The organism is Sulfurovum sp. (genome assembly GCF_041562805.1).
Lineage (GTDB): Bacteria > Campylobacterota > Campylobacteria > Campylobacterales > Sulfurovaceae > Sulfurovum.
The window spans coordinates 37,986-58,715 of record NZ_JBFFOH010000003.1 but is presented as its reverse complement, the minus strand read 5'-3'; the positions used below and the strand labels follow the sequence as shown (position 1 = coordinate 58,715).

The following is a 20,730-nucleotide window of genomic DNA, read 5'->3' as shown; positions in this document are numbered from 1 at the left end:
GATGGAGTGTCACGGCTCTATCCATCATATGCAATGTATCGATAATTGTCAGGGGATACTTTGGAGTGCTGATGATACCTTTATAGAGATAGAAGAGGGTTTTAAAGCCAAAGAACCTCTACCTGCCTGTCCTTTCTGCGGTGCTATGGCACGACCTAACATTTTGATGTTTGGAGACTTTGGCTGGGAGTATGCACGTACCAATGGACAAAGAGAGAGACTGAGTCTATGGATAGAAAGGCTTGAAGCTGAGGGTGCGAAACTTGCCATTGTTGAAATGGGAGCAGGTACAGCCGTACCAACAGTACGAAATACTTCTGAACAGATAGCCAAAAGATTTGATGTTCCTCTTATACGTATCAATCCCAGAGAGAGCTTTGGTGCACAGATCGAACTTCCTATGGGGGCAGTTGAAGCTCTAAATAAGATCATATAGCCTATGCGTTGCTTCTCGTGTTCAAAACTAAATTTTAATATCATCTGCAAGACATGTGTTGAACAACTGTTTGTACCTGCTATAAGTACACGAAAAGTAGGCACTCTCGATGTCATTAGCTTTTTCAAATACTCCAGCCTTGAAACACTGCTTCACAGTAAACACAAACCCGAAGGCTACCGTATATATAAAGCATTGGCCAAGATGACATTGAAACCGTTTATTGAAGAATTTGTAGAGTCTGATGATAGAGATGTATATATCGTAGGCATAGATGAATATGTTAAAAGTGGTTACGCTCATGTGGCACTTCTTACACGGGCCATGAAAACGAAATACTCCATCCCACAACACAGCTCTCTGATGGCACAAAACAGGGTGAATTATTCAGGTAAAACGCTACAGTTCCGTTTGGACCACCCAAGAGAGTTTATTTACAATGGAAGATCAAACATAGACGTGATACTTGTAGATGACATCATCACCACTGGTATTACACTGCAAGAAGCGCAAAAAGTACTTATGTCTCATGGAGTCAATGTACTTTTTGCTTTGACATTGGCTGATGTGGAAGAGTGACAATTTACTTTTGTAAAAAGTTTGTATGAAGTCTACATTTTATTATAATATAATCAAATACCATAATAAAAATGGCTTACTTTCTCAATATTATGTATATTATTGTAACAAATTGTTTAAATAAGATAAAATCTGTCTTATTTAATAGATCTGGTTTTAAATAATACGTTACTTTCCGAATGTACATTGAAGCAAAGGAACAAAAATGTCAGAATTATCAAAAATTATATGGTCAAAAATCGATCAAGTACCTGTACTAGGTATGTATTCACTATTACTACTAATAAATGCTCTTTCATTCAATCAAAATATATTGATGTTAAAAAAAGTAATATCTCACACAAAGGTTAAATCATGGGAATAGATAGTCTACTCATACCAGCTGTAATGTTTTTTGCACTTGGTGTTGTTGCAAAGCTAATAAATTCAGACCTAAAGTTTCCCGAGGGAATGAGTAAAGGTATAGGTGTTTATTTGTTAATGGCCATCGGGTTAAAAGGTGGTATTGCATTAAGTAAAGCAGATTTTCAACTGGCAGTTGAGTCGATCATCTGGGCTACGATCTTAGGTTTCTTGCTACCGATCATCGGTTATGGACTATTGCGTTTTAGAAACAAGATCAATCAGTTTGATGCCGCAGCGATAGCCGCACACTACGGTTCTGTAAGTGCTGCAACATTCTTAACGGCTGTGGCATTTTTAGAAGTATCCGGTGTTAGCTATGAGAGTTATCCTATCGTGATGATGGTTATTATGGAATCACCTGCGATCATCGTGGGACTCATGATGGCAGCCTTCGTAAGAAAAAGATTGGCTGCGCAGAAAGGTACTGCTGAAGTAAAAACCGAGTGGGGACCTCTGCTTCATGAAGCGTTTACAAACGGAAGTGTGGTCGTCTTGCTGGGTGCACTCCTGATCGGTGCAACAGCATCTCCAGAATCTCTTGCAAAAGTGACACCGTTCACGCAGGATATCTTCATGGGAGTTTTATGTCTATTCTTATTGGATATGGGTATTGAGGCTGCCAAAAAAGCAGATACACTCAAGAAAGCGGGTGTTATACTTATATCTTTTGGTATGATCATGCCGCTTATAGGAGGTACACTTGGTATTATCATAGGTGCATCGATCCTTGAGTTTTCAGTGGGTGGAACGTTCTTGTTAGCCATATTATCGGCTAGTGCTTCATACATCGCAGTGCCTCCGGCAATGCGTTATGGAGTACCAGAGGCAAACCCATCGTATTATTTAACATTGTCTTTGGGAGTGACTTTCCCTTTCAATGTTGTTGTCGGAATCCCGCTCTTCTATCAAATGACGATTTGGTATATAGGGTCTTAAAGCGTAATGAATCACAATTAAAAGGAGTTATGAATGTCAATAGAGATGTATGCAGGAAAATCAGTACAGATTATCATTAACAGCACGTTTGAAAATAAATTAATAAAAATTCTTAAAAATATCGGGATCACCGGATATACCCAGTTAAATGCACGCGGCGATGGTGAGTCAGGTGTCCAGGACGGACACTCTGATGGCGAGTCAAATGTCATGTTCATTGTTGTAGTATCCAATGAGCTAGCTGAAACACTCATAAAAAATTTAAATACCTATAGAGAGATGGGACATCACATATTTGTCTATACGCATGAGGCACAGATATTAAATGCTGAAAAGTGTGATAGTTCTAAGCCTAAGTGTCCGGGATGGACATTTTAAAAGAGCGTCAAACGTAATGTTTGTTGTTACAGATAATGAATCCTACTCATAAAAAGATGCAACATTGAGAGAATTCTCGCTCTATTTACATACATTTAACTTATATAGATTATAATTCCGTCCGATTAGTATTTTATTAATTGTATAAGGAGTATAGATGTATAACGCTATAAAACAGTTTGTCGAGAATTCTAAGTTTCAAAACTTTATCATAGGGTTGATAGTTCTTAATGGTATTACTATGGGTTTTGAGACATCAAAAAGTTTTGCTACAGATTACCATACTTTTTTTGAGTGGTTTAATTTCTTTGTTATCACGACTTTTACAATAGAGATCCTTTTAAGGATCTATGTCTACAAAGGGTCATTTTTCAGAGACTCATGGTCTCTGTTTGATTTTACCGTTGTTGCGATCTCTTTAGTTCCTTCAAGCGGTGGATTTGAGATATTTAGAGTATTGAGAGTACTGAGACTTTTCAGACTTATCACGGTTGTACCACAAATGAGGAAGATCATCGCTGCATTGTTGAGTGTGATTCCGGGTATAGCATCTATCGCAGGGCTATTAACGCTCTTTTTCTATATTTTTGCTATTATGTCAACTCAGTTATTTGGAGAAAAGTTTCCGGAGTGGTTCGGTACACTGGGCGAGTCATTTTATACATTGTTCCAAATTATGACATTGGAATCCTGGTCTATGGGAATCGTACGACCAATTATGGAAATCTATCCTCTTGCATGGATATTCTTTATTCCATTTATTTTTTTAGCAACCTTTATTATTGTTAATCTTATTATTGCTATAGTTGTAGATGCAATGAATGAGATGAATGCCCAGGAAGAAGAGAATATTGTAAATGAAGTTCATTTGGTTGAAGATGCAGCAAGGTTAGAAATTAAAATGTTACGCAATGATATCAAAGAGCTCAAAGAGTTACTAGTATCCAAATAAACGATATTAAGGAAAGATAAATGAAACTATATGCCCCATGGGAAAAAACCTTTAAAAAAGTTGCAACTCCTTTTGAGCACTTTATCCATGCACAGACTACTACAGGTGCGATTTTAATGTTTATGACAATCATTGCATTGATATTTGCTAACACTTCATTCTCAGAGGCATATGGACACTTTTTTCATATGAAAATAGATTTTAATGTAGGTGAATGGAAACTTTCTCATACTCTCCACCATTGGATAAATGATGGACTGATGGCTATCTTTTTCTTTATTATTGGACTAGAGATCAAAAGAGAGGTCACAGTAGGTGAGTTGTCCAATATTAAAGCTGCATTACTTCCTGTTTTGGCAGCTATAGGTGGTATGGTATTTCCTGCACTTATTTACATTTATATCAATTATGGTACGCAAGGAGCTGGTGGATGGGGTATACCTATGGCTACAGATATTGCTTTTGCCATTAGTGCTTTAGTACTTTTAGGTAAACGTGTACCACCTGCATTGGTTACATTTTTGGTTGCTTTGGCGATTGTAGATGATCTCGGTGCAGTATTGGTCATAGCACTTTTCTATACAGAACAGATACATATGTTGCCTCTTATGTTGGCGGGAGCATCTTTTTTAATTTTAGTCGCATTCAACCGTTTTGGTATCCATATGATCTTGCCTTATTTTATAGTGGGGCTTTTTATGTGGTTCTTTATGCTTGAATCTGGTGTTCATGCCACGATAGCAGGAGTTATAGCAGCATTAGCTATACCTACAAGACCTAAACTTTCAGCAGTAGGTTTTAGAAAAGATGCAAAAAAACTCCTTGATGAATATGACACGTATCCTATCGATTCTACAAAAGGTATGAATGAGAGACAAAAAGCGATACTTTTAAAGCTTGAAAGTAATATAAATGCCATTGGTACTCCTGCTGCAAGACTTGAAAGGGATCTGCATTTGCCTGTAGCGCTGATCGTTATTCCTCTATTTGCATTGGCAAATGCTGGAATTGCTATAGATTTTAGTTCTATAAGTACTACGATCATGGAACCTGTATCCATGGGGATTATAGGAGGGCTGATACTTGGAAAAGTATTGGGTATTTTTGGTGTAGCATGGTTGGCTATTAAACTGAAGATAGCATCTCTTCCTCATGACAGTAGCATGAGTCAAATTTTTGGTGTGGCATTTCTTGGAGGTATAGGATTTACTATGTCTATTTTTGTGGCAGACTTAGCATTTATTAATAACCCTGAATTAATTTTTCAAGCCAAAGTAGGGATTTTGGCAGCTTCTTTATTTGCCGGACTATTTGGGTATTTCTGGCTTAGATATATAGCAAAATAAAAACCAAGTATCCTATTTTAAAAACCTTATAAAGTTATATATTTTATAAGGTTTCTTCACAGAGATAATCTTCTAAATATACGAATTCAACTTGGTATAAAACTCTATTTTTTAAAGATATTTTTCACAGATGATTCATACTTTATCTCTATAATTATATTACATTAAAACAAGGAGAACTATTATGAAAAAATTTAATCTTTCATTAGTAGCGGTTTTTGCAATGGGTACATTTGCAGTAGCAGGTGGAGACATCGCTCCAGTTGAACCAATGGTAGAGACCCCAATGGCATACAAATCATCAGCTGGTTTTTATGCTGGTCTTGCTTATGGTGCACTAGACGGAAAGTGGGATCCTGATACAAGTTATTCTAGAGATTCGGATACCTTTGATGAACTGATGATCCAAGCGGGATATAAATTCAATGAGTATATTGCCATTGAAGGTAGATATTGGTTTGGAGTAGGTGACAATACTTGGGCAAGCGGTACTGCCTACGAACAAGATGTGTCAGTTGATGCATGGGGAATCTATGCTAAACCAATGTACCCTGTAAGTGAAGCATTTAATGTGTACGCACTTCTTGGATATGGAGTAGTATCACTTGACTATGATATCGATAGCACAGATTTTGATGATAATGATGGCTTCACATGGGGTGCTGGTGTAGAATACTCTGTCAATGATAACGTAGCTGTATTTGTAGACTATGTATCATTGTTTGATGACGATAAAAATGTTCTTGGATCTAACGGTGATTTAACGGTTGACACTGTGAACGTCGGTGTAACGTATAAATTCTAAGAACCTTGTCTGCTAAGCTTTTAGCTTGGCAGACAGACTTATTTCTCTTTCCTTACACATTCAACAGTTTATACACTACAATAAAATTCATTTTACTGCAGCTTAATGCGTGGAAGAGTTATCTACGTCTTCCTCCACCACCTCCACGTGATGGTCGTGATCGCATACTTGATGACGGTCTTGTTGACGGTCGTCCTATTGATGGTCTATTTGGTCTGTCTGGCCTCGCTATAGGATGTGTAGGTCTTGGTGGTCTGGTTCCTGGTGGTCTGGTTCCGGGTGGTCTAGTTCCGGGTGGTCTATGTGTAGGTGGTGGATAAGAACCACCATAATAATATCCGCCATAATATCCATAATGTGGATAGCCGTATCCACTATATATTGAAACATGTGTACTTGTTCCTGAACTAGAACATCCTGTCAGAAGTGCCACAGACGAAGTCAATAAGATAGTTAGTATCCATTTTAGTGATCTTTTCATGGCTACTTTACCTCCTCTAACGATGTCTCAGACCAACGCTGTACGATAAGCAACGCACCTGTATTATCTGCAATCACTGCAACATCACCATTCATAAATTCTTCATCAGGTTCCATCAATACTTTCCCACCAAGTTTTGGTACACGCTCAGTGATCTCTTTTGGATCTGTTACACGTATGACCGAAGCCCAGCGTGCTTTGACATCCGCTTTAGCCAGATGTCTGATACCTGCACGCCATTTGTCTTTACTCTTTAATATCCGGTAGTCTTCTCTCAACTCAGAAGCATCATACTTTCCTAACTTGCGATAAAAAGCGTAGCTCTCTTTAGGCGTATGTGTCCAAAGTTCAGTCCACAACCAGTCACCTATCTTAGGTACAGCCTCTGCAGGGTCTCCACCTTTTGCATTAAGTAGTACCAGTTGAGCTCCATGAGGGTCACTCACAATGGCACCTCTACCTCTCTTTTTCATATCGACAGGACCTTTGAGCACTTCACCCTTCTTTGATTTCAAGTAGGCAATAGAACTGTCAACATTGGCAACTGACATAGAAGGTAGCCAGATCGCCTCTGCTTCAGTACCAGGTTTAGGTGCTAGCTCCAATATCCCGCCGATCGCTTTACCATGATTGGATACAACTGTATATTGACCTTGATCTTCAAATGACCATCCAAAGAGTGCAGCATAAAACTTTCTTGCCTTAGAAGCATCATCAGTTATAAGATCATGCCAAACAAACCTTCCTGCATTGTGTTTACCTGTCGGTGTATCTGTAATGGCTGCTAAAGGTATCTGGTCTTTTTCAAGAGAGGGCATCTTCATACCTGTACAGCCCGTTAAGAGTATGGCAAGGGACATGATCCCTACACCTATAGTCAATCTAAGCTTTATCATTCCATTCATCTTCTACCTATCCTTTTATTTTTTCGGGTGCCGATGGCAATTTGTATCTAAAGTATTACTATATCAGAATTTATTTATGATACATAAGGTTTTCAGTGCATCTCTTTCATGCTTGTAATTATTTGTCGTTGTATGAGATTTTCTTGTATACTATCCCTATCAAAGATAAAGGAATAGAATGTTTCTTTGGACAACAACGATACACAAATACATCCATAGTTTTATCTTGATTTTATTACTTTCAGTTCAAACAGTGGCAGAAGATCAAGACATTACAAACATATTTGTCAATGAGGGGCTGACTGGAACTATAGTTATTTCATCAGTAGGCAGTGGAGAGACGTTCATACATAATGATCTTCGTGCAAACTATAGATTTACGGTTGCATCTACATTTAAAATACTCAATACATTGATTGCACTTGAAGAAAAGGTTATTTCCGGAAAGGATGATCTATTTAAGTGGGATGGGCATATGTATGCTATTTCGGATTGGAATTGTGATCAGACGCTTGAAAGTGCATTTAAGGTTTCATGTGTCTGGTGTTTTCAGGAGCTTGCACGCCGTGTTGGGGTTCAAAAATATCAAAGCTATCTGCAAAATACTTCTTATGGAGAGTTACACGAGCCTTTTGATGGAGAAACATTTTGGCTTGATGGTTCACTTAAGATCAGTGCAATGGAACAAGTAGAATTCCTAAAAAAAGTGTATCAGCGTACACTACCATTCAGTACATCATCATACGAGACGTTACGACAAATTATGCTGGTTGAACAAACACCAGCTTATAGCATACGGGGAAAGACAGGTTTGGCAGGTGGATCAAAACCAAAAATTGGTTGGTATGTAGGATATGTGGAAACCTCTAAGGATGTGTGGGTCTTCGCTACAAATATAGATATTTATGATCAGAAAGATCTATCACTACGTTTGAAACTGACGAGGGATGCATTACAAATCAAAGGGGTTGTCAAATAACGATAGCATAAGGCAGATGTTAAGCCGTCACTGTAATTTGCTATAATATCTTATGAATACATCAATTTATAATATCTCACTTTTAAATCTTTTATGGGTAATGATCCCTGTGACTGTGGTCATCGTGATCTATATGCGTTGGACGCAAGACAAGACGACACTTTTTTATGCTCTCTTTAGAATGTTGATACAATTGATCTTGATAGGGTATGTTCTTACCTATATCTTTGATGCCGATTCTCCTTATCTTGTGGTCTCGATACTTTGTGTGATGCTCATTGCTGCGAGTGTCATCGCCATGCGTCCACTTCAAAAGATAAACAAGTCACTCTATCTTTATGCTTTTATTTCTATTTTTATTGGCGGGCTTTTTACATTGATCATGGTCATTTTTGGTGTATTGGACCTGAATCCCTGGTATGAACCCAGATTTCTTATACCTATAGCAGGGATGATCTTTGCAAACTCGATGAATACAGTGAGTATCTCTGCCGAGAGATTTGAAAGTGAGATAGGTAGAGAAAATTCTTATGTAGAGGCGAGGGCGACATCCTATAAAGCGGCACTCATCCCCATCATCAATGCTCTTTTCGCTGTGGGTCTGGTTTCTTTACCGGGGATGATGACAGGTCAGATACTCTCAGGTGTTGATCCCTTGATCGCAGTACGGTATCAGATAATGGTCATGCTTATGATCTTGGGGTCTGCAGGTATATCTGTAGCAATTTATTTGCTACTTTTAAAAAAGAATTTTCATTAAAATAAATATTTTCATCGAATCTTTGGTGTCATTATTAAAGCTCCTATATAGAACATTTTATAAGATTTTCTACTGAACTTACAAGCAGAGAAAAAAGATGCAATCTTTAAGTTTTTACGGGGGATTGCCCTTACGTGCTCACAGAACCAACCCAATAACCAGCTCAATCAATCCAGTGAATACAATGGATGGCAGGATGATGAAGAGAGTGACAAAAGGGAGTAATTCATATCAAGAATTTTAAATTATTATAAAATGCTAAGTATACTCTGAACTTTTTAAGGCTAGAATTTTATTAAAAATGGAGTGAATATGACTAATGAAGAATATGAGATAGCAAAAAAAGAACGAGCTAGAAAAGCGAAACTAGGTATGTTAAGCTTCTTAGTAATGCTTGTAGCTTTAGTGGGTGGTATTGTCTTTATCGCACTTACTGTTCCATAGTAGTCGCTATTTCCCTTTGCATACATAGACCCACTTGAACCAACCCTCAAGGAACGTGCATCTGTTCGGATATCTCCATTTTGAAGATACCTAGATATATCAAAAAGCGTTAACACTATACTGGTTAAACACTACCACTTTTTAAAACCTTATAAAATATATAACTTTATAAGGTTTTCAGGGAAGTCTTTATCGTATTTATTTTAGACGTCTGTATTACCACAATGTCCACATTTTTTAGCAGCTAGAGGTATACTCTCCGCACATTCACTACATGTTTTTGTCATCGGAGCAGAAGCTTCTTCAGGTTCTTTGAGTTTATTATAGGCTTTGATGAACATAAATACTACAAAACCTAAGATGACAAAAGAGATCACATCATTGATAAACATACCGTATTTGATAGCAGGGGCTCCAGCCTTATCTAACGCAGCCATACTTTCGTAACTGTTACCATCAAGTGCTATAAAAAGTTGAGAGAAATCAACCTGTCCCATAAGCATACCCACTGGAGGCATAACGACATTGGCAACCATCGATTTTACTACTGTTGCAAAAGCACCACCAAAGATAAAACCTACTGCCATATCTACCATATTTCCCTTAATGAGAAACTTTTTAAACTCTTCTAACATTCTTATCCTTTAGTTTATAAGATAAAAAATTATAATATAAAGATTGAGAAATATGTCTTAAAATATTGTGATGTATCCTTATGAGAAGCATGAGGATATATAAAGTGCAAGATTATTTTAATTTCCTATTTTTTAATCTTCAAATAATTGACTGATTTTCTCCTGCCAAAACCTTATAAAACATATAAGGTTTTCATGTTGTAGTATAATAAACTTTATGTCATCTAAAGTATTAATACATTTAATTATTTAAGAGAAGTTTTTTTACATCTTTTGTACGATTGTACAGTACTTATCTTGCAACTTTTGCTCGACGGTAGAATACTTTTCTTGCATCTTGTGTTCGATTGTGGAGTACTTCTCTTGTAGCTTCTTCTCGATTGTGGAATAGTTCTTTTCTTGTTTCTGTTTGATTGTCAAGTATTTATTGGGCATCTTTTCCTCTTTTCTGTATATTAGATTTTTTGCTTCTGTTGCCATAGTCTTAATAACACAATATTATTCAAGTCACTGTATAAAGAATATAACTTTATAAGGTTTTGAGTAGACAATTATTTATATAGTTATATTAGTACTTTTAGAGAAGGTAACTTTTAAATTTTGGACAAGATTATAGGAGGCAAACCAATGAGAAAAATTATGCAATCTAAAATTAAAAGTTACCAGAAAGCCAGAAAGATCAAAGGGATTAATAGTCTTTAAAGGCTTCCATATTTCAATTATAGTCTTAATTGAAATAATATTATTCAATACATTGTATAAAAAATAATCATTTTACTACAATCTAAAAAAAGCTACAGGATAAACTTTATAGAATATATAAATTTATAAGGTCTTTAGTTTTAATTTAATCCTAAGAGGATCTTTTATGTATGGTATTTTAGACCACTAAATTTTCATCAAATAGACCTGTCTTATATGCTCAATGGAGAATAGAGCAGGTTAATCCTTATGAATATTACAATATTTCTCAATAAGCTTTTCAATCATCTTTACATCTAAAGGCTTGGTTACATAGTTATCCATTCCTTCAGACATATATTTTTTTTGTCTTCGGGGAGTGCATTGATCGTCAATGCAATGATTGGTATATGTTCTTTTCCATTCTCTTTTTTGTATTCTAAACTACTATGTGTAGATTCAACATCACCCATAACAGGCATAAAGATCTGATTATACCTACCATTGCTTCTATCTTTGTATACAGATCAAAAGGGATACTCTCAAGCTCCATCTTTCCTGCATTCATCTTCTAGACATCGAGCACATCATTTACGATGACCCTTAGATTGTTGGAACTTTCTCTGATCATTGAGACAAACTCTTTTTGTTCCTGAGTCAATGACGTTTCATCAAGAACATCGGTCATCCCTATAATACCATTTAACGGAGTACGTATCTCATGAGACATACTCGCAAGAAATAGTTCAGTAGATTTGATCTCATGTTCCAGTATTTCTGCTTTTTCTGAAATAGCCTTAAATTTCTTTTCAAGAAGCCTATACTATACTTCACATCATTATCTACTTCATCATCTATATCTATTTCTGAACTTCTTGTATTAATATTTAAAAGAGCAAGAGAAAAACCAAAATAATAAAGCTTATTCCTATAGAGTTTGCAAATGTAAACTGGTAAAGAAAAAAGCTTAAGAGCCCGATAACAAGTGACATAAGCATACTGATAATGACTTTATGCTTAAAAATTATAGGCATTAATTATCCTTCTAAATATAATATACGAAAATTATTTTATTTAAAAATCTGTGGAAGATACCATCGTAATATTCAATGTTAAATTATAGGATTTTGATTCTTCAGGGGAAGTGGAATTATCTTAATCGCAGAGTTATGTAACGTAACAAGGCGATATAACTCAGTTATATCCTCTACGATCTGTCAGGCGTTTACTAAGCCGTTAAGCTTGTTTTGTAGTCTACAGTATGAGCCAAGTTATCACTCTTGAGAGTTTGGGCAATAACATTTTGCTTGATCTTTGTCGATGAAGTTTTTGGATTGTAGCTCACTTGAACTATTTCTTTACCTTTTAATTTAAGGAATTTTTCTACTGCAATGTTATGAGGCTTATCTCCCCAGTCCTCTCCGATCACAAAAATATCAATATCTAATTCTTTACAATTAGTCACGTATTCAAGTTCATCATAAGAGACAACATCATCCACACATTTTAAAGCTTTTAGCATTTTCATACGTTGTTCTAATGGTACGACAGGTATATTTTTTTTGTATGAGCCTACTACTTTATCAGAAGCGACACCAACAACAAGCTTATCCCCCAATGTTGCACAATATTCTAACAACGCTAAGTGTCCAACATGTAGTAAATCAAATGTTCCAACAGTATAAATAATCATTTTTTGTTTCCTTTGGTAAAACTTATTAATAAATTTCAGATATAATATCACAAATATTCTTGATTTTCAGTAAAAATTTGGTAAGGACTTAATTTATGTCAAAAGAAAACACTACACCGAGTCAAACACCACAGCCAACGATCCTCTCTTATGTACGAGATCTTCCCAACCTTTTATCACTTTCAGGATTAGCTTGTACCGTATTGGCTATTTATTTTAGTATCACAGGTCTTTATGCCGCAGCAATGATTGGAATGGTCTGGGCTGTTGCTTTTGATTGGGCAGATGGATTAGTTGCACGCAAACTTAAAGGGCGGACTGCTACAGATGCAAAGTTTGGAGGCCAACTTGATGTCGTGATAGATATAGTTAGTTATGGTGTAACTCCTGCAATTTTACTTTTAAGTTATGGAGAATTTGAGCCTATATTTTTAATAGGAGCATTTATTATGATGGCTGCTGCTGCAATTAGACTTAGTTATTTCAGTACATATGGACTAGCCGGTGGAACAAAATATACGGGACTTGCTCTTGATAACAATAGTTTGATTTTAGTGTCTGTATTTTTACTCAATAGTTTAGTTAGTCATGAAGTATTTACAATCATTCTATATGTTAGTGGTATAGGACTTGCAATACTGAATGTATCAGAGATCAAAACATCAAAACTTTCCGGGAACCCTAGAAATGTCTATTTACTTGCGGCTTATACTCTTGGGATAACAGCTATTTATGGCTCACAACTTATATAAAATATACTCAATTTTCGCACATAAAACAAAATATTGTATACTTGATAAATTTTATTACAAGCGGGCATAAATGATCAAATTAAAAAAATGGATATATTTAGCAATACTATTAGTACTGTTTTATTACATATTCATTGCAAATATATGGGTAACACTTTCAATTTTGGCTTCTTTATTTGTTGCATTTAATCTATATAAAGTTTATCTAAGAAGTAAATTAGGAAAGATATCAAGCTCTAAAGAGTTATTTAAAGAGACCGAGTTAGGACTTTTTATTGCACTTGTTGCAAAAGTTGCAAAAGCAGATGGCAGAGTGCATGAGCTCGAAGCACAGCTCATTGGTATTATGTTTGATGACATTTCCGGTGTTTTTCCAAATAAAGAGAAAACTAGAGTTATCCTAAAAGAGATCTTTAACGAAGAAAAAGAGAGAGATGATGATACAAAAGAGATAGCACGTTCTCTAAACAAACTACTCGGTCGCAGTAGAATAAAACGTAAGCAGTTTGTGGGATTTTTGATCCAACTTGCATTTATTGATAATGGAATTAGTTCTGATGAAGATAAAGTTTTACGTGAAATTATAAATGAATTAACTATATCTGCGGATGAATATGCTGCAATGGTAAGTAAATTTGAAAACATGATGCAAAATAAACAGCAAACAATGACTCTTGACGAAGCTTATAAAATCTTAGGCGTAAATGAAAGTGATGATGAAAGTCATGTTAAAAAGACTTATAGAAATCTTGTGCGTCAATACCATCCAGATATTATTAAATCACAAGACAAAGATGACTCTTATATGGAAGAAGCTACTGCTAAAACGCAAGAGATAAATCAAGCATATGGGATTATCAAAGAGAGAAAAAAATAGTAGTATATTTCACGTTATTCTATAAAAGTGTATTATTTTTTTTCTTTAGGTGGTATCAGTCTATCATCTTGACCGATGTGCTTTCTGAATTCCAATTCTTTTGGATCTCTTCTCATAATATGAAAGAACATAAATACATATCCACCCACAACAACTGCCAGGATAATAAGGCAAAATATTATTATTTTCCAAAGTTCCATATATAACTCCTTATGACGTATATCGACTTCTCACATTATATCTTATTGATAAGTTACTATAAGAGTATACAGCAAAAACGTTAAGTAATACTTAACGTTTTTGTGGATTTATATTTTTCCCTCTAAAAAGTGTGTCAATATCTCAGTAACCAAGTCAATACGCTCTGCAAAACTTTTTTTGGATGCTCTTTCATGTACGGTATGGTCACCGTCTCCATAAGGTCCCCAGCCATCCAGTGTGGCTACGCCTTGGGAGGAGATAATGTTGGCATCACTGACACCACCACGTTTTTCGGTAGGGAGTTGGATGTTACAGAGTGTATTGATATGGTCTATGAAATTCTGCTGTTCAGGGGAGGGTTGCATCACATCTCTTTGGATACCTCCGGAAAGTGTCGATTCAGTGCCTTCCACATGTGAATGTGCAACGATCTCATCTATAGCTTTGAGTACTCTGTCTCTTTCCTCTGTATTCGTATATCGAAGTTCAAAAGTGAGGTGGGATTTTGGTGAGATAGTATTGGCACCTATACCACCAGATATCTTACCTACATTGACAGTAGTTTGTTTCTCCAGGTCAGTTAAAGCCACAAGCTGCGTGAGTTTATGTGCTGCTTCAAGGTTGGCATCGGCCCCATCGCTGTAGTGGTTTCCTGCATGTGCGGCTATACCTTCTATGGCTATAAAAAAAGTACCCACACCTTTTCGTCCTACCACCACTTCATCATGTAAACCGGCTGCTTCAAATACCATACAGTAGTCATAGTCTTTAGCCAGTTTTGCCGAGAGGTGCTTAGAGTCATCACTACCTGTCTCTTCATCGCTTACAAGAAGGAAATCGATGTTGTGAATTTCTCCATACGCACGGTGTGCATTTCTCAGTGCTTCTAGGGCAACATAGTTACCGCCTTTCATATCACAGACACCAGGACCGTAGATCCACTCTTCATCTTCTTTGAATTTTTCAAAAGTATTGGGAGGAAAGACAGTATCGAGATGACCCAAAAGAAGCAGTTTCTTCCCTTTTCTGTGTGAAGAGATAAGGTGAAGGTGGTCTCCAATTTCTTCTCTTGGATAGCGAGTAAGCGTATATCCCAACTCTTGTATCCAGTAGGCAAATATCTCACCATTTTCATCGACACCTTCTTTATTTTTTGTCCATGAATTGATCTCTATGATCTTTTGTAATTCATCAAAATTTTGTTTACTCATCTTTCCCTCTATCAATTGCCCATAATTAAGGCATATTTATATTTTTTCTCTGAATATATTTTAGTAAAATATAGTAAAATAATAGATTAGTTCTTAAATGCAAAGGAAGTAAAAAATGTCAAGAAAAATCGGTATGTGGCTTTACAGTAATGGCGGTGGTGATAAAATTCAAGAGAAGATTGTAAAGAAACTTAGAGAAAGAGATATCGAAACACTTACGGAGATGAACCTTCGACATGCTGTAGCGAAGAATGGACATATCCTTCACAATGATCGAAAGGTAGATAAGCTTGATCTGTTCTTCTCTTATAATGCTGGAGAACAGACGCAGTATCAAGTTTTCTTGTATCAGGCACTCAACCGTGTAATGCCGATGATAAATTCCTATGATGCATTTGCTTTGACTGAAGATAAGTTTCAAACTTCATTTTTACTGCGTCAGCATGGCGTAGCAACACCGAGTTTTAAACTGTGTCATAGAGATGACACCCACCATCTTCAGGGTATCATGAAAAAATGGGAGAAAATGGTTTATAAGCCGACAGACGGTTGGGGTGGGGTTGGACTTACCAAAATAGAGAACCAAGCGACACTTGATATGTTACTGCCATTTTTGAACCAAATGGATCTACGTTTTTTCTATGTGGAGAAGTTTGTGAAGTATGATAATACAGATTACCGTGTCGACATCGTTGATGGTGAGTTTGTAGGATGTTACGGAAGAAAAGCAAGTGGAACAGACTGGCGTACAAATATAACAAGTGGTGGTTCAGTCTTCTTGCGAGAGCCAGATGATGAAGTCATTGCATTGGCTAAGAAGGCAGCGGAAGTGTGTAGTACAGACATTGCGGGTGTAGATATCATCTACGATATGGAGAAAGAAGAGTATGTAGTACTTGAAGTAAATGGTATACCGGCTTTTGCAACACCGGAACAAGAGAAAATGGGACTGAACTTTAACAAGAAGAAAATTGACTTGATCGTAGATCTTATTGATAGAAAAGCGAAGAAATAAGAGTGTTCGTCATCCTTTGGATTGACCCGTGGATGAGGATGTGTAGTGAAGATAATAAATAATAGGGATATGGAAATGGCAAAAAAACAGAAGAACGGAAAACTACCAAAAATAGGGATGCTTTATCTTGATCATGTATTAAGATTTTTTGACAAGTCAAACTTTAGAGGATGGCCGGATAAGATAGAGACTGTAACGTATCACTGGAAGAACGATAAAGATCGTTTTGTGAGAGAAGTAAAAAATAAGAAGATAGATATTCTTATAGGTAATATTCCTGCTACTGCATATGAGACATTCAGAGAGATCGCAAGAGAGTTACCAAATGTACAATTCATCCCTTCTTTGGATACACAATTCTCTAACAAGTCTAAAGAGAACGTTACACGTTTTGCGTGGAAGTATGATATACCTATCCCTAAGACCTATATCTATTACGATAAAGACAAAGCAGATAACTTTATAGAAGATACTGAGTACCCTAAGATCATTAAGAAGAGTTACGGCCCTTCAAACTATGGTGGCTACTTTGTACATAAGGTAGACAGTAAACAAGAAGCTAGAAATCTATTGGCTCAGAAAAAGTATAATCCTGCATACTTCCAGGACTTTGTACCAATGGAAGCAGATGTAAGAGTGATGCTTATAGGTCATAAGCCTGTATGTGCATTCTGGAGAAGAGCACCAGAGGGTGAATGGTTGACAAATACTTCTCAGGGGGGAAGTATGGATTACATGGATGTGCCTAAAGAGTTACTTGATCTTGCTGTACAGGTTTCCAAAGCTGCCAATGCTGAGTACTGGGCATGTGACGTAGCAGTAGGTGCCGATGGCAAGTACCGTATCTTGGAATGTGCAACAGCATTTGCAGCATTCCCATACATCAGAGACTGGATAGGTCAGTACCTCATGTGGAAATTCTCTAACGGTAGATTTGCTAAACCAAATATTCCTCTTTTTAACTGGGAAGAACTGGGTAAGATGGATCCTTCTGTACTTAGGACACTTCGTTATATTACTTTTGGAAATTATACACCGAGTTATGACGGTGCGTATTTCCTTGATAAAAAAACAAGAGATACAAATGATGGAGAGATCTATCTGCATGAACTGGATGCACTTTTCCCTATGCTTCCTACAGAAGACAGAACAAAAGAAGAGTGGCCAAGTGAAAAGTGGAACTTCCAGGATAACTATGGTAAAAGTGTGAGAAAAGTACATGCGAAGAGTAATCCAAGAGTAGAGACTGATGACGAAGTTGTAAGTATAGATGAGGTTTCAACAGATGAAAGTCAAGAATCAATGATCGTCTTGACGGAAAAAAAGATCAAAAAGCTTTTAACCTCTGTAGAAGGTATAAGTAAGAAAAAATCTAAAAAGATCTTAGAAAAATTTGATACTGCGGAACTCATAGAAACTTTGGAGGAATCACCGGAGAAGCTTAAAGAAGAATTTTCATGGTTCAAGAAAAAAGTACTTTCCAAGCTTATGAAACAGTGGGAAGCATTGAAAAATAAACTGTAACCTGCTTTACTATTTCAACCTTTTCCCGCCGTTTTGGTGGGAATGTATACATGAATTTAATTGTATCAAAAGATTAGATTGATGTATACACCAAAAGGTATTCTTTGGGTGTTCAATAGATAAATTAATTATAAAAAGAGTAACAAAATATGAAAAACCAATATATGTCGTATGAACAGAGTTTAGTCTTTCTTGATGCGATGGAGAAAAAACATCCAAATCTTATAAAGGTTATTCCAATAGGGACAACTTATGAAGGACGGGATATCGTCCTTGTTAAAATATCTCAAAATGTTGAAACAGCAGATGAAAAACCTGCGATGCTCTACACTGGAAGTATACATGCACGTGAATGGATAGGAAATGAACTTGCACTGAAGTTTATAGAATATGTGGCAGAAAATCAAAACATAGATCCTGAACTTGAGAAAAGTTTGAATGAATCAACGCTTTACATGGTTCCATGCCTGAATCCTGACGGATATGAGTATTCACGTAAACACTTTTCTTTTTGGCGTAAGAACAGACGTAAGAACCATGATGGTACTTATGGTGTGGATCTAAACAGAAACTTCTCCATAGGATTTGTAAAACAGAGCAATACCTCTTCAAATGTCTATGGAGGAGAAGAACCTTTCTCAGAGGCAGAGACTTCTGCTATCAAAACATTTGTAGATGCGCATGAGAACATCACCATAGCCTTTGACTACCATTCACAAGGAAATGTCTTTTTCCCTGCACATAAGTTCATGCATGAAGCAGAAATAGACGGAACAGATATGAACGTCTTGTGTGCGAACATGAATGATGAGTTTGCAAAAGTGACAGGTAGAAGGTATGGTATACACAGAGGTAAACCACCTGCAGGACTTATTTCCGGTAGTGGACGAGAGTATTATTACTCTAAGGGTATCATTGCTGTTGTGGCTGAGGTAGGAACAAAGAATATTCCAGACTACATGAAAAGCATGAGTGGAAGTATCAACGAAAATATTCCTGCACTTAAAAAAGCGTTTGGAGAAGTGATCAATTACTCTTCATCTGCACCAAGAAGAGTAGATGAATTTACTATAGAAGGTACAGAACCTACTTCTGTTACACTCGTATGGAAATATGAGCTAAGAGATGATATCTTTTTTGAGATCTATAGAAGTACTGAAGACAAAGATGCATGTAATGAACGTACTAAAGTGGGTATTGTAGGTGAAAATAGTTTTACCGATACAGAGTTGGTAAGTTCTACAAACTACTATTACACTATTCGTGCTGTCAATAAAAACACTGGATACAAGTCACCCTTTGCTCCGGTAGTGAAAGTACGTACAGAACTTGAAGATGATGAGTTTTTCAAACTTATCTTTGCAAACAAAAGTGGAACAGGGTATGTAGGCGAGTTTACTCAGGAACAGAACCGTGCACACTTTGGGCTTAATTCTCTTTTTGTTGGCGTAAACAAATCAAAAGGTATATGTGATGCTGTGATCAGTTTTGATTTTGACAGTATCCCTAAAAATGCCATCATCAAATCAGCCAGATTTTACCTCTATCCTATGAATAGAGTAGGGGCAAAGATAGAAAAATATGGTCAGTGGGACCTGTCACTTTTAAAACCGGACAGTTTTTCTGATGTCACAGATTTTACTGAAGTTGATAATGCCGAATCAAAAGGTAGAATGGGTCAAGCTATTAAGTCAAGACAATTGACACAGGGAATTTGGAATTTTTGGGAGTTTTCTCGACATGAATGTGAACTGCTACAAGAAGAAATAGTAAACAACAAAGCAGTTTTTAGAATAGATGGACCAAAAACACTTCCTCATGGTGAAGACAGTCAAATGATGCAGTTTGATATAGGGTATGGGCAATTTGGTGGAGGTATACATTATAGACCGATCCTTGATATCAAATTTACAGTAGAAGAGAAAAAGATCAAACTACCGGCTGCTACACTTTCAACTATTTGTAGAGATAATATGGTAGAGGGTATAAAAAGTGGGTTTGATGCAAATGGTGATCGTGTATACGGATATCTTGATTTTGACATTTCACAACTTCCAGACCATCAAAACACTGTAGTAACGCAATGTTCACTACGTATACGTAATAATAATACGTTTAAGAAAAAGTCAGATGTCCGTTACTATGTTGAACTGGTTGAAGTGGATGAAGTAGGGACCTATGAAGATGTTAAAAACCGTGAAAAGATAGAGTATATCGGTTATGAAGTAGCAGAGTCGGATCTTAATGCCAAAGAGTATCAGTACTTTAAATTTGATACATTGTCAAAGATAGCACTGGATCAAATGCATCAAGAAGGAAAAACACTGAAGCTTGTGATCAAACCTACCTCTCCATCAGGTGTGAAAGATAGAATCATCGAATGGAATGAAGATGCTGAGCTTATTGTCAAATATATCCCAAAACGACGTACTGCATTACCTTCAGTTGAAAATTTGACTATCAGTAAAGAAAACAAGATGATCAAACTTTCTTGGGATAAAATAAATGATGAAATCTTAAACGGCTACTATGTAGTACGAAACAGCTTTCATATACCAAAGAATTTTATGGATGGTGTGAAGATATATGGAGGGCAAGACACATATACTTACGATAACTTTGCTTCATTTGATAAAGAGAAATATTATGCAGTATTTGCCTATGATGATGTGCCGAACTTTTCTGACCCTGCGATGATCAAGTATAATCCTTTAGAGAAGTATTAGTAAGAAGCA

23 protein-coding genes and 1 pseudogene are annotated in these 20,730 nt (G+C 36.4%); 16 read left to right on the top strand and 8 right to left on the bottom strand.

The window, feature by feature from the left end:
• From ABYK33_RS01020 to ABYK33_RS00985, 8 genes and pseudogenes are all read left to right on the top strand, one after another.
• Window positions 1-436 (top strand): annotated as a pseudogene (locus ABYK33_RS01020) (NAD-dependent deacetylase); the annotation flags it as partial.
• Between the two features lie 3 nt (window positions 437-439).
• A complete protein-coding gene (locus ABYK33_RS01015) occupies window positions 440-1,015 on the top strand; it encodes a ComF family protein (RefSeq protein ID WP_373031035.1) in 576 nt (191 codons plus the stop codon).
• 354 nt (window positions 1,016-1,369) lie between these two features.
• Entirely contained in the window at window positions 1,370-2,356 is a 987-nt protein-coding gene (locus tag ABYK33_RS01010) for a sodium-dependent bicarbonate transport family permease (protein WP_373031034.1), read from the top strand.
• A gap of 33 nt (window positions 2,357-2,389) precedes the next feature.
• A complete protein-coding gene (locus tag ABYK33_RS01005) occupies window positions 2,390-2,734 on the top strand; it encodes a P-II family nitrogen regulator (RefSeq protein ID WP_373031033.1) in 345 nt (114 codons plus the stop codon).
• Between the two features lie 157 nt (window positions 2,735-2,891).
• On the top strand, window positions 2,892-3,686 hold the full coding sequence (locus tag ABYK33_RS01000; RefSeq protein ID WP_373031032.1) for an ion transporter: 795 nt from the start codon (window positions 2,892-2,894) through the stop codon (window positions 3,684-3,686).
• Between the two features lie 20 nt (window positions 3,687-3,706).
• Window positions 3,707-5,032, top strand: coding sequence for a Na+/H+ antiporter NhaA (gene nhaA / locus ABYK33_RS00995; protein WP_373031031.1), 1,326 nt, complete (start codon window positions 3,707-3,709; stop codon window positions 5,030-5,032).
• Window positions 5,033-5,216: 184 nt separating this feature from the next.
• Entirely contained in the window at window positions 5,217-5,837 is a 621-nt protein-coding gene (locus ABYK33_RS00990) for an outer membrane protein (RefSeq protein ID WP_373031030.1), read from the top strand.
• Between the two features lie 5 nt (window positions 5,838-5,842).
• Window positions 5,843-6,157, top strand: coding sequence for a hypothetical protein (locus ABYK33_RS00985; protein WP_373031029.1), 315 nt, complete (start codon window positions 5,843-5,845; stop codon window positions 6,155-6,157).
• Between the two features lie 163 nt (window positions 6,158-6,320).
• Here ABYK33_RS00985 and ABYK33_RS00980 read toward each other — a convergent pair whose 3' ends face one another.
• Window positions 6,321-7,223, bottom strand: a complete 903-nt coding sequence (locus ABYK33_RS00980; protein WP_373031028.1) for a VOC family protein — start codon at window positions 7,221-7,223, stop codon at window positions 6,321-6,323.
• Window positions 7,224-7,401: 178 nt separating this feature from the next.
• Between ABYK33_RS00980 and blaOXA the strand changes: the two genes are divergently transcribed.
• The 3 genes from blaOXA (at window position 7,402) to ABYK33_RS00965 (ending at window position 9,406) form a co-directional block, all read left to right on the top strand.
• Complete coding sequence (blaOXA, locus tag ABYK33_RS00975) at window positions 7,402-8,202, top strand: class D beta-lactamase (RefSeq protein WP_373031027.1); 801 nt, start codon at window positions 7,402-7,404, stop codon at window positions 8,200-8,202.
• Window positions 8,203-8,254: 52 nt separating this feature from the next.
• Window positions 8,255-8,962, top strand: a complete 708-nt coding sequence (locus ABYK33_RS00970) for an ABC transporter permease (RefSeq protein WP_373031026.1) — start codon at window positions 8,255-8,257, stop codon at window positions 8,960-8,962.
• Window positions 8,963-9,274: 312 nt separating this feature from the next.
• Window positions 9,275-9,406 carry a hypothetical protein gene (locus ABYK33_RS00965; protein ID WP_373031025.1) on the top strand — a complete coding sequence of 44 codons (132 nt, stop codon included), beginning with the start codon at window positions 9,275-9,277 and terminating at the stop codon, window positions 9,404-9,406.
• 203 nt (window positions 9,407-9,609) lie between these two features.
• Here the strand turns inward: ABYK33_RS00965 and mscL are convergent, their stop codons facing one another.
• The 5 genes from mscL to ABYK33_RS00940 form a co-directional block, all read right to left on the bottom strand.
• Window positions 9,610-10,041, bottom strand: coding sequence for a large conductance mechanosensitive channel protein MscL (gene mscL, locus ABYK33_RS00960; RefSeq protein WP_373031024.1), 432 nt, complete (start codon window positions 10,039-10,041; stop codon window positions 9,610-9,612).
• Between the two features lie 264 nt (window positions 10,042-10,305).
• Window positions 10,306-10,476, bottom strand: a complete 171-nt coding sequence (locus tag ABYK33_RS00955; RefSeq protein ID WP_373031023.1) for a hypothetical protein — start codon at window positions 10,474-10,476, stop codon at window positions 10,306-10,308.
• A gap of 575 nt (window positions 10,477-11,051) precedes the next feature.
• A complete protein-coding gene (locus ABYK33_RS00950) occupies window positions 11,052-11,204 on the bottom strand; it encodes a hypothetical protein (RefSeq protein WP_373031022.1) in 153 nt (50 codons plus the stop codon).
• An 89-nt stretch (window positions 11,205-11,293) separates the two neighbouring features.
• On the bottom strand, window positions 11,294-11,482 hold the full coding sequence (locus ABYK33_RS00945) for a histidine kinase dimerization/phospho-acceptor domain-containing protein (protein WP_373031039.1): 189 nt from the start codon (window positions 11,480-11,482) through the stop codon (window positions 11,294-11,296).
• Window positions 11,483-11,950: 468 nt separating this feature from the next.
• Window positions 11,951-12,415, bottom strand: coding sequence for an adenylyltransferase/cytidyltransferase family protein (locus ABYK33_RS00940; RefSeq protein WP_373031021.1), 465 nt, complete (start codon window positions 12,413-12,415; stop codon window positions 11,951-11,953).
• Between the two features lie 95 nt (window positions 12,416-12,510).
• Between ABYK33_RS00940 and ABYK33_RS00935 the strand changes: the two genes are divergently transcribed.
• Complete coding sequence (locus tag ABYK33_RS00935) at window positions 12,511-13,167, top strand: phosphatidylcholine/phosphatidylserine synthase (RefSeq protein ID WP_373031020.1); 657 nt, start codon at window positions 12,511-12,513, stop codon at window positions 13,165-13,167.
• A 70-nt stretch (window positions 13,168-13,237) separates the two neighbouring features.
• Window positions 13,238-14,044: a TerB family tellurite resistance protein gene (locus ABYK33_RS00930; RefSeq protein WP_373031019.1), complete on the top strand. Its 807-nt coding sequence runs from the start codon at window positions 13,238-13,240 to the stop codon at window positions 14,042-14,044.
• A 32-nt stretch (window positions 14,045-14,076) separates the two neighbouring features.
• On the opposite strand, the gene ABYK33_RS00925 is transcribed toward ABYK33_RS00930, so the two are convergent.
• Together ABYK33_RS00925 and ABYK33_RS00920 are read right to left on the bottom strand one after the other, a co-directional pair.
• Window positions 14,077-14,244, bottom strand: a complete 168-nt coding sequence (locus ABYK33_RS00925; protein WP_373031018.1) for a hypothetical protein — start codon at window positions 14,242-14,244, stop codon at window positions 14,077-14,079.
• A gap of 108 nt (window positions 14,245-14,352) precedes the next feature.
• Window positions 14,353-15,456 (bottom strand): M20 family metallopeptidase, encoded by a 1,104-nt coding sequence (locus ABYK33_RS00920; RefSeq protein ID WP_373031017.1) that lies wholly within the window; start codon window positions 15,454-15,456, stop codon window positions 14,353-14,355.
• Window positions 15,457-15,571: 115 nt separating this feature from the next.
• Between ABYK33_RS00920 and ABYK33_RS00915 the strand changes: the two genes are divergently transcribed.
• From ABYK33_RS00915 to ABYK33_RS00905, 3 genes are all read left to right on the top strand, one after another.
• Entirely contained in the window at window positions 15,572-16,471 is a 900-nt protein-coding gene (locus tag ABYK33_RS00915; protein ID WP_373031016.1) for a RimK family alpha-L-glutamate ligase, read from the top strand.
• Window positions 16,472-16,546: 75 nt separating this feature from the next.
• Window positions 16,547-17,995 (top strand): RimK family alpha-L-glutamate ligase, encoded by a 1,449-nt coding sequence (locus ABYK33_RS00910; protein ID WP_373031015.1) that lies wholly within the window; start codon window positions 16,547-16,549, stop codon window positions 17,993-17,995.
• 149 nt (window positions 17,996-18,144) lie between these two features.
• Window positions 18,145-20,721: a M14 family zinc carboxypeptidase gene (locus tag ABYK33_RS00905; protein ID WP_373031014.1), complete on the top strand. Its 2,577-nt coding sequence runs from the start codon at window positions 18,145-18,147 to the stop codon at window positions 20,719-20,721.
• The last annotated feature ends 9 nt before the right edge of the window (window positions 20,722-20,730 follow it).

Coding starts and splice junctions, on each gene's coding strand:
- ABYK33_RS01015 (WP_373031035.1), top strand. CDS start 440: ATGCGTTGCTTCTCGTGTTCAAAACTAAATTTTAATATCATCTGCAAG.
- ABYK33_RS01010 (WP_373031034.1), top strand. CDS start 1,370: ATGGGAATAGATAGTCTACTCATACCAGCTGTAATGTTTTTTGCACTT.
- ABYK33_RS01005 (WP_373031033.1), top strand. CDS start 2,390: ATGTCAATAGAGATGTATGCAGGAAAATCAGTACAGATTATCATTAAC.
- ABYK33_RS01000 (WP_373031032.1), top strand. CDS start 2,892: ATGTATAACGCTATAAAACAGTTTGTCGAGAATTCTAAGTTTCAAAAC.
- nhaA (WP_373031031.1), top strand. CDS start 3,707: ATGAAACTATATGCCCCATGGGAAAAAACCTTTAAAAAAGTTGCAACT.
- ABYK33_RS00990 (WP_373031030.1), top strand. CDS start 5,217: ATGAAAAAATTTAATCTTTCATTAGTAGCGGTTTTTGCAATGGGTACA.
- ABYK33_RS00980 (WP_373031028.1), bottom strand. CDS start 7,223: ATGAATGGAATGATAAAGCTTAGATTGACTATAGGTGTAGGGATCATG.
- blaOXA (WP_373031027.1), top strand. CDS start 7,402: ATGTTTCTTTGGACAACAACGATACACAAATACATCCATAGTTTTATC.
- ABYK33_RS00970 (WP_373031026.1), top strand. CDS start 8,255: ATGAATACATCAATTTATAATATCTCACTTTTAAATCTTTTATGGGTA.
- ABYK33_RS00965 (WP_373031025.1), top strand. CDS start 9,275: ATGACTAATGAAGAATATGAGATAGCAAAAAAAGAACGAGCTAGAAAA.
- mscL (WP_373031024.1), bottom strand. CDS start 10,041: ATGTTAGAAGAGTTTAAAAAGTTTCTCATTAAGGGAAATATGGTAGAT.
- ABYK33_RS00955 (WP_373031023.1), bottom strand. CDS start 10,476: ATGCCCAATAAATACTTGACAATCAAACAGAAACAAGAAAAGAACTAT.
- ABYK33_RS00950 (WP_373031022.1), bottom strand. CDS start 11,204: ATGCCTGTTATGGGTGATGTTGAATCTACACATAGTAGTTTAGAATAC.
- ABYK33_RS00940 (WP_373031021.1), bottom strand. CDS start 12,415: ATGATTATTTATACTGTTGGAACATTTGATTTACTACATGTTGGACAC.
- ABYK33_RS00935 (WP_373031020.1), top strand. CDS start 12,511: ATGTCAAAAGAAAACACTACACCGAGTCAAACACCACAGCCAACGATC.
- ABYK33_RS00930 (WP_373031019.1), top strand. CDS start 13,238: ATGATCAAATTAAAAAAATGGATATATTTAGCAATACTATTAGTACTG.
- ABYK33_RS00925 (WP_373031018.1), bottom strand. CDS start 14,244: ATGGAACTTTGGAAAATAATAATATTTTGCCTTATTATCCTGGCAGTT.
- ABYK33_RS00920 (WP_373031017.1), bottom strand. CDS start 15,456: ATGAGTAAACAAAATTTTGATGAATTACAAAAGATCATAGAGATCAAT.
- ABYK33_RS00915 (WP_373031016.1), top strand. CDS start 15,572: ATGTCAAGAAAAATCGGTATGTGGCTTTACAGTAATGGCGGTGGTGAT.
- ABYK33_RS00910 (WP_373031015.1), top strand. CDS start 16,547: ATGGCAAAAAAACAGAAGAACGGAAAACTACCAAAAATAGGGATGCTT.
- ABYK33_RS00905 (WP_373031014.1), top strand. CDS start 18,145: ATGAAAAACCAATATATGTCGTATGAACAGAGTTTAGTCTTTCTTGAT.